Source organism: uncultured Amnibacterium sp., from assembly GCF_964245895.1.
Lineage (GTDB): Bacteria > Actinomycetota > Actinomycetes > Actinomycetales > Microbacteriaceae > Amnibacterium.
This window is the reverse complement of record NZ_CAXTOQ010000006.1, coordinates 1-14882: the sequence shown is the minus strand read 5'-3', so window position 1 is coordinate 14882 and position 14882 is coordinate 1. Positions and strand designations below refer to the sequence as shown.

14 protein-coding genes are annotated in these 14882 nt (G+C 73.3%); all 14 read right to left on the bottom strand.

Features of this window, described 5'->3' with window-relative positions; translation table 11 throughout:
• Positions 1 to 7 precede the first annotated feature (7 nt).
• Positions 8 to 970, bottom strand: a complete 963-nt coding sequence (locus ACFE60_RS01965; protein ID WP_375387157.1) for a RimK family alpha-L-glutamate ligase — start codon at positions 968 to 970, stop codon at positions 8 to 10.
• The gene (locus ACFE60_RS01960) at positions 967 to 2016 is read right to left on the bottom strand and encodes an LLM class flavin-dependent oxidoreductase (protein WP_375387156.1); all 1050 of its coding nucleotides are present in this window, start codon (positions 2014 to 2016) and stop codon (positions 967 to 969) included. Before ACFE60_RS01960 ends, ACFE60_RS01965 begins: the two co-directional genes overlap by 4 nt.
• On the bottom strand, positions 2013 to 2840 hold the full coding sequence (locus ACFE60_RS01955) for a DUF1684 domain-containing protein (protein WP_375387155.1): 828 nt from the start codon (positions 2838 to 2840) through the stop codon (positions 2013 to 2015). Before ACFE60_RS01955 ends, ACFE60_RS01960 begins: the two co-directional genes overlap by 4 nt.
• A gap of 93 nt (positions 2841 to 2933) precedes the next feature.
• Positions 2934 to 4103 (bottom strand): P1 family peptidase, encoded by a 1170-nt coding sequence (locus ACFE60_RS01950; RefSeq protein ID WP_375387154.1) that lies wholly within the window; start codon positions 4101 to 4103, stop codon positions 2934 to 2936.
• Positions 4066 to 5376, bottom strand: coding sequence for an LLM class flavin-dependent oxidoreductase (locus ACFE60_RS01945; RefSeq protein WP_375387153.1), 1311 nt, complete (start codon positions 5374 to 5376; stop codon positions 4066 to 4068). Before ACFE60_RS01945 ends, ACFE60_RS01950 begins: the two co-directional genes overlap by 38 nt.
• Positions 5377 to 5478: 102 nt before the next feature.
• Entirely contained in the window at positions 5479 to 6804 is a 1326-nt protein-coding gene (locus ACFE60_RS01940; RefSeq protein WP_375387152.1) for an LLM class flavin-dependent oxidoreductase, read from the bottom strand.
• The gene (locus ACFE60_RS01935; RefSeq protein ID WP_375387151.1) at positions 6801 to 8126 is read right to left on the bottom strand and encodes an LLM class flavin-dependent oxidoreductase; all 1326 of its coding nucleotides are present in this window, start codon (positions 8124 to 8126) and stop codon (positions 6801 to 6803) included. Before ACFE60_RS01935 ends, ACFE60_RS01940 begins: the two co-directional genes overlap by 4 nt.
• Positions 8127 to 8152: 26 nt before the next feature.
• A complete protein-coding gene (locus ACFE60_RS01930; RefSeq protein ID WP_375387150.1) occupies positions 8153 to 9145 on the bottom strand; it encodes an LLM class flavin-dependent oxidoreductase in 993 nt (330 codons plus the stop codon).
• A complete protein-coding gene (locus tag ACFE60_RS01925; RefSeq protein WP_375387149.1) occupies positions 9142 to 9936 on the bottom strand; it encodes an ABC transporter ATP-binding protein in 795 nt (264 codons plus the stop codon). Before ACFE60_RS01925 ends, ACFE60_RS01930 begins: the two co-directional genes overlap by 4 nt.
• Positions 9933 to 10724: an ABC transporter ATP-binding protein gene (locus ACFE60_RS01920; protein ID WP_375387148.1), complete on the bottom strand. Its 792-nt coding sequence runs from the start codon at positions 10722 to 10724 to the stop codon at positions 9933 to 9935. Before ACFE60_RS01920 ends, ACFE60_RS01925 begins: the two co-directional genes overlap by 4 nt.
• Positions 10721 to 11584, bottom strand: coding sequence for an ABC transporter permease (locus tag ACFE60_RS01915; protein ID WP_375387147.1), 864 nt, complete (start codon positions 11582 to 11584; stop codon positions 10721 to 10723). Before ACFE60_RS01915 ends, ACFE60_RS01920 begins: the two co-directional genes overlap by 4 nt.
• A complete protein-coding gene (locus ACFE60_RS01910) occupies positions 11581 to 12531 on the bottom strand; it encodes an ABC transporter permease (RefSeq protein WP_375387146.1) in 951 nt (316 codons plus the stop codon). Before ACFE60_RS01910 ends, ACFE60_RS01915 begins: the two co-directional genes overlap by 4 nt.
• A 4-nt stretch (positions 12532 to 12535) precedes the next feature.
• Entirely contained in the window at positions 12536 to 14050 is a 1515-nt protein-coding gene (locus ACFE60_RS01905; RefSeq protein ID WP_375387145.1) for an ABC transporter substrate-binding protein, read from the bottom strand.
• A gap of 32 nt (positions 14051 to 14082) precedes the next feature.
• Positions 14083 to 14882 (bottom strand): PLP-dependent transferase (locus ACFE60_RS01900; RefSeq protein WP_375387144.1); only part of this gene is annotated, 800 nt, incomplete at its 5' end.

The window sequence follows — 14882 nt, the reverse complement described above, 5'->3', positions numbered from 1 at the left end:
CGGCTTGTCAGCGTCCTGGGCGCGCTGCTGCCGGGAGCGCCGTCGCCGAGTCCTCGAGCAGGCCGCCGAGGAAGCGGGCGACGACGCGCGCAGCCGGGACCTCGGCGGCCTGCTCGACGGCGGGGTTGTAGTTCGTGTTCGTGTTCACGTCGTACGTGACCCGGCGGCCGTCCGCGGTCTCGATGAACTCGATGCCCGCGATCTCGATGCCCTGGTCCCGGAGGAACCGCTCGTGCGCCGCGATCAGCGGGTCGCCCTCCAGCCCCTCCCGCAGCGCGAACGCCGGGATCTCGAGGCCGGTCCACGGGTCGATCACGCAGGCGTCCGCCGGGCACAGCTCGAAGCTGCCGGTCGACGTGTCGACGCGGACGGCGTAGACGAACCGGCCCCCGACGTACTCGGCGCGGGTGACGAACGGCTCGGCGGCGACGAGCAGCTCCTGCAGCAGCGTCACGCCGTCGGCGGGCTCCTCGAAGAGCGGCGACGCGATGTAGGCGTCGAACGCCTCGTGGTCGTCGAACCGCCGGACGCCGAGCCCCTTCCCGCCCTGGTTGTGCTTCGTGATGAACGGCGGCTCGAACCGGCGTGCCGCCGCCGCGAGGCCGTCCTGCCCGAAGACCGCGACGGTCCTCGGCACGTCGAACCCGGCGGCGCGCAGCGCGGCGTGCTGCCGCACCTTGCTCACCTCCAGCTCGACCACGGCGGAGCCGTTCACCGTCCGGGCGCCCCAGCCCTCCGCCCAGGAGAGCAGCGAGCGGGCCGTCTCCTTGGCGGTCGCGTGGTCGCGGGTGTGCGCGGAGGCGCTCAGCCGCGACCACCAGACGCCGGGCGGTGGCGGCGCGTCCAGATCGATGGTCCCGTCGGTGAGGGACACCTCGACGAGCGGCACGCCCTCGGCGGCGAACGCGGCGCGGAAGGGCGGCAGCCACTCCTCGTTCTCGGACAGGACGTGGACGGCGGGTTCGGTCACGCGGGGATCGCTCTCTGTGCTGCGTGCCGGCGGAGCGGCTCGGCCACGTGCTCGGCGACGCTCGCGAACACGTGCTTCTTGGCCGCGAGGTCGAGCTCGCTGATGGGGGTGAGGACGAGCTCGTCGGCCAGCTCGAGGCTCGGGTCCTCGAGCAGCGCGTCGATGATCGCCGCCGGTTCGCCCGAGTGGAGCGGGCTCGCCTGCCCCGCGAACCCGGACCCGTCGGTGTAGCGCCCGTCCGCGGTGACGAGCCGGTCGTAGAAGTCCTTGAACCCGCCGAACCGCTCGCGGTCCGCCGCGTCGACGATCGGCAGGATCGAGCGGCCGATCGCGACCCGTGGCGTGCGCTCGGGGTGGTGCTCGGCGAACGCGTCCCGGTAGGCGCGGATCAGCGACGCCTGCGTGTGGCCGAGGGTCGGGCCGGTGCGCTCCCCGTGGATCGTCGAGAGCACCAGGTGCAGGCCGCGCTCCGCGGCGCGGATCGCGCTGGCGGTGCTGCCGGCGCCGTACCACAGGCGATGCACCAGGCCGGGGCTGACGGGCGAGGCGATGTCGCCGCGGAAGGCGGTCACCGGCCCGTTCGGGGCGGGCGCGCCCTCCTCCGGGGCGGACAGCTCGGCGGCCCGCCGCTCGGCCGCATCGAACGCGTCGAGCACCCCCGTCAGCTTCTGCTCCACCAGGACGCGCCGCTCGGCCGGGCCGAGGTCGTCGAGCGCCGGGACGCCGGAGCTGAGCCCGAGCTCGAGCCGGCCGTCGGCGAGCAGGTCGGTGGTCGCGGCGTTCTCGACCCAGCGGACCGGGTCCTCGTACCCGATCGGGATCACGGCGGTGCCGAGCCGGATGCGGGAGGTGTGCTGCGCGGCGGCGGCGAGGAACGGGAACGGCGCGGTCAGATCGGCGGCGCCGTGGTGCACGCGGACCCAGCCGCTGTCGTAGCCGAGCCGCTCCGCGTGCTCGAAGAGGCGGATGCCGTCGCGCAGCGCCTGCCTCGCCCCGTCCGGGCGCCGGTGGTCGAGGAACACGAGGAAGCCGAGGTCGAGGCTCATTCGATCGTCTCCCCGTTCGCGTCGACGACGGTGCGCTCGCCGGCACGGACCGGGACGGGCAGCCGGTTCTCGGCCGGCGGCAGCGGGCAGTTCCAGGCGGGGCTGAAGGAGCAGGGCAGCAGCCCGGCGAGGTTGAAGTCGAGGACCGTCGCGTCCTCCGCGATGCGGAGGACGCGACCGGATCCGGACGTCTCGCCGCCGGTCGTGGCGTCGGTGAAGTGGAGGAGCAGCTCGCCGGGCTCGAGGCCGGCGGACGCGACGAGCCGGTGCGGGGCGCCGTCGCGATGGAACCGCGCCTCGGCGACCACCGGCACCTCGACCGGTCGGGGGTCGCGGTGGTGCGCGATCACGACGGTCCTGCCGGGCGCGACCGGGGCGATCGCTGCGGGGGCAACCCAGGAGGGGTCGACGGGGTAGGCGGCGATGCCGGCGAAGCCGCGGTCGGCGGCGATGGCCGGGTTCCAGACCTGGAGCGCGAAGCTCGCCTGGTCGTAGCTGAAGAGGACGCCTTCGGCGCCGTCGGCGAACTGCGCGGCGGTCTCGCCGTCCTCGGGGTGAAGGAAGAGGACCGCGGTGCCGTCGACGAGCTGCCCGCCGATCCGCACGCCCTCGCCGGCGGTCGCCTCGACGACGAGTCCGGCTCGGCCGTCCGCGGGCGGCGACCAGCGGCCCGCGGCGCCGGCGACGGTCGTGCCCGGTGCCGTGACGAAGTCGCCCCAGACGAAGGAGGCGGCCCCGCGCGGGCCGGTCGCCTCGACGAGCCGCTGCTCGCGGGCCAGCTCGACGGTTCGCTGGTGGATCGGGTCGGCCGAGGTGAGGCTCATGCCCGGACCCTACGTTCGCCGTTCCCCGCTGATCCGTTCATGACGTCACGTGGGGCAACGCATCGTCATGGTCCGGTGCCGGACGATCGGGGCTCACGACGCGTAGAGGTCGCGGTAGGAGGGGACGGTGCCCGCCGGGGTCGTGATGGTGGTCGCGGCCAGCACGGCGTGCACGATCGCCCGGGTGACGACGTCGGCGCCGGCGGACAGCACCTGGTTGACGGCATCGGCGTGCCGGTGCTCCGGCAGCACGCCTGCGGCGGCGGGCGGGAGACCGCGGCGACCGGTCGCGAGGGCGAAGACGACGTCGCCGTCACCGAGCGTGTGGACCGGACGGATCGCGCGGGTCATCCCGTCGTGGCCGGTCCCCGCGAGACGGCCGAGCCGCGCCTTGTCGAGGTCGGCGTCCGTCGCGACGACCACGAGGGTGGTGTTCAGCGGGCGCAGCGCGGGTCGCCCGGCGGACTCCGCCGTGAGCCGGTCGAGCGCGCGGGCGTGCTCCCTGGCGGTCGGCGGGCGGATGCCGAACTCGCCTCGGCCGTCGGCGCGGCGGAGCTCGGCGAACAGTCCCCAGGGTGCGCCGCTGCGCGGGTCGAGGGTGGTGCCGTCCGCGTTGACCACGACCAGCGCCGCCACGGTCACCCCACCGGGCAGGACGGCGCTGGCGCTGCCGACGCCGCCGCGCATGTCGCCGGTGATGGCCCCGGTGCCCGCGCCGATGCTGCCCTGCTCCGCCGCGGAACCGTGCCGCTGCCCGAACGCGGTCTCCGCGGCGAGGCGGCCGAGCGGCGGACCCGGATGGTTGCGGAAGGAGCCGCCGCGACCGAGGTCGAAGACGCTCGCTCCCGGCACGACGGGAACGACCTCGTGCCGCGACCGGCCGACGCGGAAGCCGAGCCCCCGCTCCTGCAGCGCGGACAGGACGCCCGAGGCGGACTCGAGCCCGTACGCGCTGCCCCCGGACAGGGCGACGGCGTCGATCCGGTCGACGACGCCGGTGGGTTCGAGGGCGGCGGTCTCCCGCGTCGCCGCCCCGCCTCCGCGGACGTCGGCCGCGGCGACGGCGCCGCCCTCGGCGACCACGACGGTCACGCCGGTGAGCCAGCCGTCGCCGACGCGGGAGGCGTGACCGACCCGGATGCCGGGTACGTCCGCGATGGTGTTGGTCGGGCCGATGCGGATGCCCGACTGGCCGCCGAGGCGCCAGTCGAGCCCGGCAGCGCGGTCAGCGAGCGGCGGGTCGGCCGAGTCCGAGGTGCTCACGCAGCGTCGTCCCCTCGTAGTCGGTGCGGAACAGCCCCCGGCGGCGCAGCTCGGGGACGACCAGCTGCGTGAAGGCGGTCAGGGTCGTCGGCAGCCACGGGAAGGAGACGGTGAACCCGTCCGCGGCGCCGGCGGTGAACAGCTGCTCGATGTGGTCCGCGACGTCGGTCGGGCTGCCGATGACGGCGCCGTCGCCCTCGGCCACCTCCCGCGCGAGGTCGCCGACGGTGAGGCCGTCGCGGACCGCCTGGCGGTAGATCTCCGCCTGCGCGCCCCGGCTCGCGTTCGAGTCGGCCGGCGGCGGCAGCGGGCTGTCGAGCGGCAGGTGCGCGAGCCGCGTCCCGGTCCAGTACTCGACGTCGGCGAGGGCGACGCTCGGGTGGAGGAGGTCGCGGACCTCGGCGAACCGGTCCTCGGCCTCCGCGCGGGTCGGCGCGACGACGGTCGCGAGCTCCGGCAGCACGAGCACGTGATCCGGGTCCCGTCCGAGCGCCGCGGCCTGCGCCTTGATCGCCCGCGCGTGCGGCAGGGCGTCCTCCACCGGCAGGGCCCGCGTGAAGACGAGGTCCGCGATCCGCGCCGCGAGCGCCTGGCCGGCGCCGGACGACCCGGCCTGCGCGATGACCGGCCGTCCCTGGATCGGGCGCCGGATGTTCAGCGGACCCGCGACGCGGAAGAACTCGCCGTCGTGGTCGAGCCGGTGGAGGCCGTCGGGGTCGAAGTACCGGCCCGACTCGACGTCGCGCGTGACGGCGTCGTCGTCGAACGAGTCCCACAGGCCGGCGACGACGTCGAAGAACTCCTCCGCCCGTCGGTACCGGTCGGCGTGGGCGAGGTGCGCATCGGCGCCGAAGTTGCGCGCCTCCGCGTCGTTCAGCGAGGTGACGACGTTCCAGCCGGCACGACCGCCCGACAGGTGGTCCAGGGAGGCGAGCGCCCTCGCCACCGTGTAGGGCTGCGAGTAGCTGGTGGAGACGGTGCCGAGCAGGCCGATCCGCTCCGTCAGCGGCGCGAGGGCCGAGAGCGCGGTGAGCGGCTCGAATGCGTCGTTGACGACGGCGAGGCGCTCGAGCACGTCGGGCTTCACGTCGGGCACGCCGGTGAGGTCGGGCAGGAAGACCGCGTCGAACGTCGCCGCCTCCAGCCGGCGGACCTGCTCCGCGAGGAACCGGATGTCGGTGCCGGCCGCCGGGGGCGAGTCGGGGTGCCGCCAGCCGGCGGGGTACTCCCCCGCCGGCTTCACGAACCCGGTGAGGTGCAGCTTCCTGGTCACGGCTTCACCTCTCGCGGATCCGCAGTTCTTCGGCGACACGCCGCGATTCCGGACCCGGGCGCGGCGTGTCGAGCAGGAATTGCGGATCCGCGAAGCACGCCGTCACGCTGCCCACCGACTCGCCGGCCGGGCGAGTCCGAGGTGCTCGCGCAGGGTGGTGCCCTCGTACTCGGTGCGGAACAGGCCGCGCCGCTGCAGCTCGGGGATCACGAGGTCGGCGAAGGCGTCGAGGGTGTCCGGCAGCTGCGCGAAGACCACGTTGAACCCGTCGGCCGCGCCGGTGGTCGACCACTCCTCGATGTGGTCCGCGATGTCCGTCGGGGTGCCGATCGTGTACCGGTCGTTCGTGGCGCTCGAGGCCTTCGCGAACTGCCGGATGCTGAGCCCGGATGCGCGCGCCTCGGTGTAGATCCGCTCGGCGGTGCTCACGCTCTTGTTCGACGGCGGCAGCTCGGGCAGCGGTCCGTCGAGGTCGTAGCGGGTCAGATCGACGCCGCCGAGCCAGTACTCGAGATCGCCCAGCGCGACCACCGGGTCGAGCAGCGCCTCCAGCTCGGCGAAGCGGTCCTCCGCCTCCGCCCGCGTGGGCGCGACGATCGGCGACAGCGCCGGGAGGACGAGGAGCCCGTCCGGGTCGCGCCCGAGCGCAGCCGCCCGCGCCTTGAGGTCCGCGTACTGCTCGCGGGATCCCTCGAGGCCGCCGCCCGCGATGAAGACGATCTCGCCGATGCGGGCGGCGAGCGCGCGGCCCGGCTCGGAGGCGCCTGCCTGCGCGATGACGGGGCGGCCCTGCGGCGGGCGCGGGACGTTCAACGGTCCGGCGACGCGGAACCGTTCGCCTCGGTGGTCGAGGCGGTGGATGCGCTCGGGGTCGAAGTACCGACCGCTCGCCGCGTCGTGCACGAACGCGTCGTCGTCGAAGCTGTCCCACAGCCCCTCGACGACGTCGTAGAACTCCTCCGCCCGCCGGTACCGGTCGGCGTGCAGCAGGTGGGTGTCGTAGCCGAAGTTGCGGGCCTCGCTGTCGTTCAGGGAGGTCACGAGGTTCCAGCCGGCGCGCCCGCCGGAGATGTGGTCGAGGGACGCGAAGGCGCGGGCGACGGTGTACGGCTCGTTGTACGAGCTGGAGGCGGTGGCGACGAGCCCGATCCGGCTGGTGACCGCGGCGAGGGCGGCGAGCAGGGTGATGGGCTCGAACGAGTCGTTCGTCACCGCGACCCGCTCCAGCACCGACGGTTTGGAGTCCGGGATGCCGGTGAGGTCGGCCAGGAACAGCGCATCGAACCGGGCCGCCTCCGCCCGCTGCACGAGCCGCGTCGCGTAGGCGAGGTCGAGGCTGGGATCGGCGGGGCTGCTGGGGTGGCGCCAGCCGACGAGGTGCTCCCCCGCGGTGTGGAACATGGCGTTCAGGTGGACCTGCCGGGTCATGCGGGCACCGCCGTCCGTGCCGGGCGGGGCAGTCCGAGCTGCTCGCGCAGCGTGCCGGGGGCGGGCGGGCGGAAGACCCCGCGTTCCGCGAGCAGCGGCAGCACCTCGCCGACGAACCGGTCGGCGGTCTGCGGGAGGTACGGGAAGGACACGTTGAACCCGTCGACGGCGCCGGAGGCGTGCCAGTCGACGAGCCGGTCCGCGATCGTCGCGGGCGAGCCGGCGACGGCGTTCGCGGCGGCGAACCGCACGCCGAGCTGCCGCAGCGTGAGCCCCTCCTCCCTCGCAAGCGCGAGGATGCCGGCGCGACGGCTCTGCGAGCGGTCGGTGTCAGCTCCGAAGTCCGGCAGCGGTTCGTCGAGGTCCAGGTCGGAGAAGTCCTCGTCGCCGAAGTTGTCCTGCACGATGCGCCGGAGGACGTCCTCGTGCACGAGGGAGCCGAGGGTCGCGAGTGCCTCCTGCGCCTCCGCGTCGGTGTCGGCGACGATGGGGCTCAGCAACGGCCAGACCCGCACGTCGCCGGGGTCCCGGCCGGACGCCCTGATCTGCGCATCGAGCGCGGTGCGGTAGTCCCGGGCGTCCAGGAGCGTCCGCGGGGCGGTGAAGATCACCTCGCCGTAGCGCGCGGCGAACGCGCGACCGGTCTCCGACGCGCCGGCCTGGAAGATCACGGGCCAGCCCTGCGGCGGGCGGGCGATGTTGAGCGGGCCGGCGACCTTGAAGTGGGCGCCGTCGTGGTCGAGCGCCCGTCTGCCGGCGCGGTCGAAGTAGATGCCGGAGGTCTTGTCGCGGATGACGGCGTCATCCGCGTAGCTGTCCCAGAGCCCTTCGACGACGTCGACGAACTCGGCCGCGCGCACGTACCGCTCCTCGTGGCCGTAGTGGGCGTCGCGGCCGAAGTTCGCGGCCTCGAGCGGCACGACGCTGGTGACGACGTTCCATCCGGCGCGGCCGTGCGAGAGGTGGTCGAGGGAGGCGAGCTTCCTGGCGACGGTGTACGGCTCGTTGTACGAGGTGGTGGCCGTGGCGACGAGGCCGATGCGGTCGGTGACGCTGGACAGCGCGGAAAGGAGGGTGAAGGGCTCGAAGAAGTCCGCGCGAGCGGTGCGGTGCAGCGAGTCGAGCTGGTGCCCCCAGACGGCGACGACGTCGGCGATGAAGATCGCGCTGAACCCGCCGTCCTCGAGCGTCTTGGCGAGGCGGGCGGTGAAGGGGAAGTCGAGCTCGCCCGCGGCGTGGGCGCCGGGGTACCGCCATCCGGCGATGTGGCCGCCGGAGCCGTGGAGCAGGGCGCCGAGCTGCAGGGTGTCGGGTCGTGGCATGGTGCGTTCCTCGTTCGTCGGCGGGGTCAGCGCGTGACCGCGGGGGCGGCTGCGGGGTGCCAGCCGAGTCGCGGTGCGACCTCGGAGGCGATGGTCTCGAGCGCGGCGAGCGCCTCGGCGGGGGTGGAGGTGCGGACCTCGAGCGCGAGCACCAGGTCGGACGCGAGGTCGATGACCGGTTCGCGGGCGATCGACGCGACGACGTCGTCCACGGTGCCGTGGTGCACGTTCATGGCCGCGAGCAGCTCCGCGGGCGCGGGGTCGACTCCCACCCAGCCGGCGTGCTGGTAGTAGGCCAGCGACTGCTCGGAGACGATCGGCCAGAGCCGGTCGGCGACCTGGTCCCGGTCGGCGCCGAAGAAGGCGCTGTGCACGACCGCGAGCCGGTCGCCTCCTGCCGCCCGGTAGGCCCGGGCGAGGTCGAGCTGGGCGCTCGACGCGGGCCCGATGCCGAGCAGGACCCCGTCGCCGGCAGCCCCGGCGGTCCGGACCCGGTCGGGGTCGAGCGGGGAGTCCCAGATCCGGCCGGCGAGGCCGGGTGCGGCGGGGCGGAGGGTGAGGCCGCCGCCGAGGTCCTCACCCTGCAGCGCCGCGCGCAGCCGCGCGGAGCCGGTCGTGAAGAGGTCGCGACGCGCGGCGACGTCCTTCCCGAACGCCGCGAACACCCCCGGTTCGGGGTTGCCGCTGCCGATCCCGAGCTCGACGCGACCACCCGAGATCGCGTCGAGGACCGCGGCGTCCTCGGCGACGCGGATCGGGTCGTCGAGCGCGAGGTTCACGATCGCGGTGCCGAGCCGGATCCGGCTGGTGCGGGCGGCGACCGCGCCCAGGAGCACGAACGGGGACGGGAGGGTGCCCTCGAGCGGGCCGAGGTGGTGCTGCGCGACCCAGCCGCTGTCGAACCCGAGCTCCTCGGCGGCGACGAACAGGTCGATGCCGGCGGTGAGCAGCTCGCGCGGCGGCAGCTGCGGCGCGAGGTGGGTGAGGAACCCGAGGTGGAACGGTCGGTCGTCGGTCACCGGTGGTCCTCTCCGGGGAGCCGCGGCACGGCAGCGAGCAGCTCGCGGGTGTACGGGTGGCCGGGTGCGCCGAGCACGACGGCGGTGTCGCCGGCCTCGACGATCTCGCCGCCGCGCATGACGACCACCCGCTGGGCGAAGTGCTGCACCAGGCCGAGGTCGTGGGAGACGAGCACGAGCGTCAGGCCGAGGTCGCGGTGGAGGCGGCGGAGGAGGTCGAGGATCTGCGCGCGGACCGTCACGTCGAGCGCGCTGAGGGGTTCGTCGCCGACGAGCAGCCGCGGACGGTGGATGATCGCGCGGGCGAGCGCGACGCGCTGCCGCTGGCCTCCCGAGAGCTCATGGGGGTACCGCTCCGCCAGCTCGGGTTCGAGGCCGACGTCGGCGAGCGCGGTCGCGACGAGCGCGCGACGATTCCCGGGGATGTCGAGGGCGCGGAGCGGTTCCGCCACGGTGCGGCCCACGGTCATCCGCGGGTCGAGTGACGAGTAGGGGTCCTGGAAGACGACGCCGGTGTCGCGGCGGAGCCACCTGGTGGCCGCCGCTGGCCCGGGGACGACGGGTCGTCCGTCGAACGTCACTGTGCCGGAGGTCGGGGCGTCGAGGCCGAGCAGGAGGCGCGCGAGGGTCGACTTGCCCGACCCGGACTCGCCGATGATGGCGGCGGTCTCCCCCGCCTCGACGTCGAGGCTCACGCCGCGGACGGCATGGCGCACCTCCCCCGCCGAGAACAGGGTGCGTCGAGGCAGGCGGTAGTCGCGGACTACGTCGGTGGCGGTGACGAGGGTCATGCGGCCCCCTCCCGGGTGGTGAAGCTCGTCGCGCGGGCAGCGGCGACCAGCCCGGCCGTGACCGCCTCCCGAGGCTCGGCGAGGATCCGCGCGACCGGGCCCGACTCGATCGCGCGCCCCTGCGACAGCACGAGCACCTCGGTGCTGATCCGCGCGAGGACTGCGAGGTCGTGGGTGACGAAGACGAGGGACGCCCCGGTGACCGCGACCAGCCGGTCGAAGAGGTCGAGGACCTCCGACTGGATGGTCACGTCCAGCGCGGTGGTCGGCTCGTCCGCCAGCAGCAGCCCCGGCGAGGCGGCGAGCGCGATCCCGATCGCGACGCGCTGCCGCTGGCCGCCGGAGAGCTGGTGCGGGTAGAGGTGGACGATGCGGTCCGGCTCGGGCAGCCGCACCAGGTCGGCGAGGCGGATCGCCTCCGCCCGCGCCTGCCGACGGGCGATGAGCCGGTGGAGCAGCAGCGGCTCGGCGAGCTGCCTGCCGATCGTGCGCAGCGGGTTCAGCGCCGTCTGCGGATCCTGGAAGACGACGCCGACCCGGCGACCGCGGAGGCGGGCGAGCTCCCGCTCCCGCAGCCCGAGCAGCTGGACGCCGTCGAGGTCGATGCTGCCGGTCGCCTCCGCGGCCTCCGGCAGCAGGCCGAGGATCGCGAGGGTGGTGAGCGACTTGCCGCTGCCGGATTCGCCGATGATGCCGAACCGGGCGCCGTCGGCGACGGTGAAGGAGACGCGGTCGACGACGGTGCGGTCGCCGAACCGGATCGTGAGGTCGGTCACGGTGAGCGTCATCGGACGAGCTCCCGCCGCCGCCGCGTGCTCGACCTCAGCCGCGGATCCGTCGCCTCGCGGAGGGCGTCACCGAACAGGTTGAACGCGAGCACGGTGACGGTGATCGCGAGGCCCGGCCAGAGCGCGGTGAGCGGGTAGACCGTCACGTAGTTCTGCAGGACGCTGAGCAGGCGGCCCCACGAGGGCGTCGAGGGGGATGCGCCGTAGCCGAGGAAGGACAGGCCCGCCTCGGAGAGCACGGCCACACCGGCTCCGAGCGACAGCTGCACGATGAAGACCGGGCCGATGTTCGGCAGCACGTGATCGACCAGGGTACGCGCCGGGCCGAGGCCGGCGGCCCGGGCGGCGAGGACGTAGCCGGTGCGGGCGACCCGGCGGATCTCCCCGCGGCTGACCCTGGCGATGTTCACACCGAAGCCGATGCCGACCGCGACGACGACCTCGGCGAGCGACGACCCGAACACCGCGGTCAGCATGATCGCGATGAGCAGCACCGGGAAGGCGATCAGGATGTCGATCAGCACCGCGACCGGTTCCCGCACCCAGCGCGGGCCGAGCGATCCGAGCGCGGCCAGCACGATGCCGACGACGGCGGCCACCAGGGATGCGAGGAGCGCGACGAGCACGGTCGTCCGCGATCCCGCGAGCACGTAGCTGAACAGGTCGCGGCCGACCGCGTCCGTGCCGAACGGATGTGCGGGGCTGGGCGGCAGCCACTGGTGGAACGGGTCGGTCGCGAAGGGGTCCTGGGGCGTCCAGAACGAGGACGCGATCGCGGTGGAGACCAGCAGGACGAGCACGATCGTGCCGAACAGGCCGGCGGGGCGCCGCAGCAGCTGTCCCGCCCACGCCCCGCTCATGCGTGCTCCCGCTGCCTCGGGTCGATCATCCGGTGCGCCAGGTCGACGAGCACCCCGATGACCAGGATCATCCCGGTGATCACCAGCAGCTCGCTCTGCACCTTCACGAGGTCGCGGTTGCCGACGTCGACCACGAGCATGCGGCCGACGCCCGGCAGCTGGAAGAGCGACTCGACGATCACGGCGCCGACCAGCAGCGCAGCGACCGAGAGACCGATCACGGACACGACGGAGAGCATCACACCCGGCAGCCCGTGCGTGACGAGCGCCCGGGTGAAGGTCATGCCCTTCGCCGCCGCGGTGCGCACGTGGTCCTGGCCCAGCGCCTCCAGCGTCGCCGAGCGCGTGAAGCGCAGCACGACCGCTCCCTCGACGATGCCCAGCGTCAGTGCGGGCAGGATCAGCGAGACGAACGCGCGCCCCGGCTCCTGCCAGCCGTCGAGCGGGAAGCCCTGCACGGGCAGCACGTGCAGCCAGACGCCGAACAGCAGGATCAGCAGCACCCCCGCGAACACGACGGGCACCGCCGCGACCAGCTGCGCGGCGGCGGCGACGAGGAAGCCGCCGATCCGCCGGTGCAGCGTCGCCGAGAGGACGCCGAGGGGGATGCCCAGTCCGAGGCCGAACACCAGGGAGAGCCCGGCGAGGGGCAGGGTGACCTGCAGCTTCTGGCCGAGCTCGCTCGCCACCGGTGTTCCGGTGACGAGCGAGCGGCCGAGGTCCAGGTGCAGCAGACCGCCGATCCAGTCCGCGAACTGCACCGGCACCGGGCGGTCCAGGCCCAGCTGGGTCCGGATCTCCGCGATCTGCGCCGCCGTCGCCCGCGTTCCGCCGATGACCTGCGCGACGTCGCCCGGGAGGATCCGGAGTGTCGCGAAGATCAGCGCGGCGGCGACGAGCAGGCCGACGAGCAGCAGCAGCAGACGAGTGGCGATGAACCGGAGCACGTGCCTACTTCGTCGCCTGCAGGTTCTGCAGGTTCAGCCGGTTGCTGGTGAAGTCGGTCGGGAAACCTGTGACGGTCTTGGCGATCGCGGTCTGGTTCACCCCGGTGTACAGCCACGCCGCGGGAGCGTCGTCGGCGACGAGCTTCGCCGCTTCCGCGAGCTTCGCGTCGGCTTCCGACTGGCTGAGCGCAGCGGTCGCCTGGGCGTAGAGCGCGTTCACCTTCGGGTTGCTGTAGTTGAAGTAGTAGCCGGGCGTCACCCAGTTCGCGAAGTCGTGCGCCTCCGCGTGGTCGACGATGCTCAGCTCGTAGTCCTTGTTCGTGTACACGTTCTTCAACCAGGTCGTGAAGTCGACGCTGTTGACCTTCAGGGTGACTCCCGCTGCCTTGAACTGGCTGGTGAGCACATCGGTGACCGCGGTGCCGTAGAAGTTCGGGATGGTCAGGGTCAGGGTCTTCCCCGCGACGCCCGCCGAAGCCAGCGCGGTCTTCGCGGCGGCCGGGTCGTAGGCGTCCACCGCCGTCAGGTCCTGGAAACCGGGGTCGCCGTTCGGGATCGGGCCGCCCTGAGCGACGCCGTCGCCGCCGACCGCAGCGATGATCGCCTTCGGGTCGATCGCCTGCCGCAGCGCGCGGCGTACGGCCAGCGAATCGAGCGGGGCCTTCTTCGAGTTGAACACGAGGGTGAACTTGTCGGTCGACTTCCCCTTGGTGAGGGTGAAGTCCTGGTTGTTCTCGAACTTCACCTTCAGGGTCGGGTCGACGGCCGTCAGCACCTGCAGGTCGCCGGCGAGCGCCGCGTTCACCGCCGTCGAACGGTCCGTGTAGTAGTGGAACACGACGGAGGCGACCTTCGACTTCGTGCCCCAGTACTTCGTGTTCCGCGCAAGAGTGATGCTGTCGCCCTGCTTCCACGACTTCAGCAGGTAGGGCCCACTGCCGATCGCGGTCGTCTTCAGGTCGTTCGTCGCCTTCTCGTCGAGCACCAGCCCGGCGCGACCCGCGAGCGCGTACAGCAGCTCGGAGTCCGGCTTCGCCAGCGTGATCCTGACGGCGTCGGCGGAGGGTGCCGTGATCGACTTCACGGCGGCGAGGTCGAGGTTGCCGACGTCCGTCTTCGTGTTCTTCACCTGGTTCAGCGACCACACCACGTCCGCGCCGTCGAGGGCGTCGCCGTTGCTGAACGTGGTGCCTGGGTTCAGCGTGAAGTCGTAGGTCAGACCGTCGGAGGAGACGGTGTGGGACTTCGCGAGCACGTCGTGGATCACTCCGGAGGGGTCGAGGCCGACGAGCCCCTGGTAGACGTTGTCGATCAGCACCTGGTCGAGCGCGACGCCCGACGTCGTGCGGATGTTCAGGTCGGTCGGCTCGAGCACCAGGCCGACGTCGACGGTCGCCGAGGTGTCCGCGGCGCCGGTGCTGCTGGTGCTCTTCGTTCCCGGACCGCTGGAGCAGGCCGCGAGCGCGATGGCGGTGCCGGCGGCGATGCCCGCGGCGAGCAGGGTCTTCTTGGTTCGCATGATGGTCTTCCGGTTGCTGTGGTGTGCGGTGGTCAGGGACGTTCGGTCTGGAGCGCGCTCGACACGGCGGCGAAGCCGAGGTCGAGGTCGAGGAGCAGATCGGCGGCGTCCTCGATGCCGATCGAGAGCCGGATGAGGCCTGGTCCCACGCCGGCGGCGAGCCGCTGGGCCTCGGACTGGCCAGACTGCGTGGTCGATGCGGGGTGGATGATCAGGCTGCGGACGTCGCCGATGTTCGCGAGGTGGCTGAACAGCTCGACCGCGTCGACGAACCGGCGGCCGGCGTCGACGCCGCCGTGCAGGTCGAACGACACGATCGCTCCGCCGCCGTTCGTGAGGTACCGGTTCGCGACGGCTGCCGATGGCGCGTCGGGCAGCGTCGGGTAGTGCACCCGCTCGACGAGCGGGTGCTGCTGGAGGTGGGCCACGACGGCTTCGGCGTTCGCGACCTGCCGCTCGATGCGCAGGCTGAGGGTCTCGAGCCCCTGGATCAGCAGGAAGCTGTTGAACGGCGACGGGGCCGGCCCGAGGTCCCGCAGCACGGTGGTGCGCAGCCGCAGGCTGAACGCGAGTCCGATCGGCGCGAACCGGGTCCAGTAGCCGTCCACCGGGTGGCCGGCCTCCGGGGTATGGAACCCGGGCCAGCGCTCGGGTTCGGCGCCGAAGTCGAAGGTCGCGCCGTCGACGACGATCCCGCCGATGGCGGTGCCGTGCCCGGCGAGGAACTTCGTGGTCGGGTGGACGACGACGTCGGCGCCGTGCTCGAGCGGCCGCAGCAGGTACGGGGTCGCGAGGGTGTTGGCGACGAAGAACGGCACCCGGGACTCGTCGT

Excerpts from the sequence above, each read along its gene's own strand:
- ACFE60_RS01940 (WP_375387152.1), bottom strand. The coding sequence starts at position 6,804 with ATGACCCGGCAGGTCCACCTGAACGCCATGTTCCACACCGCGGGGGAG.
- ACFE60_RS01920 (WP_375387148.1), bottom strand. The coding sequence starts at position 10,724 with ATGACGCTCACCGTGACCGACCTCACGATCCGGTTCGGCGACCGCACC.
- ACFE60_RS01905 (WP_375387145.1), bottom strand. The coding sequence starts at position 14,050 with ATGCGAACCAAGAAGACCCTGCTCGCCGCGGGCATCGCCGCCGGCACC.
- ACFE60_RS01915 (WP_375387147.1), bottom strand. The coding sequence starts at position 11,584 with ATGAGCGGGGCGTGGGCGGGACAGCTGCTGCGGCGCCCCGCCGGCCTG.
- ACFE60_RS01960 (WP_375387156.1), bottom strand. The coding sequence starts at position 2,016 with ATGAGCCTCGACCTCGGCTTCCTCGTGTTCCTCGACCACCGGCGCCCG.
- ACFE60_RS01925 (WP_375387149.1), bottom strand. The coding sequence starts at position 9,936 with ATGACCCTCGTCACCGCCACCGACGTAGTCCGCGACTACCGCCTGCCT.
- ACFE60_RS01935 (WP_375387151.1), bottom strand. The coding sequence starts at position 8,126 with ATGCCACGACCCGACACCCTGCAGCTCGGCGCCCTGCTCCACGGCTCC.
- ACFE60_RS01955 (WP_375387155.1), bottom strand. The coding sequence starts at position 2,840 with ATGAGCCTCACCTCGGCCGACCCGATCCACCAGCGAACCGTCGAGCTG.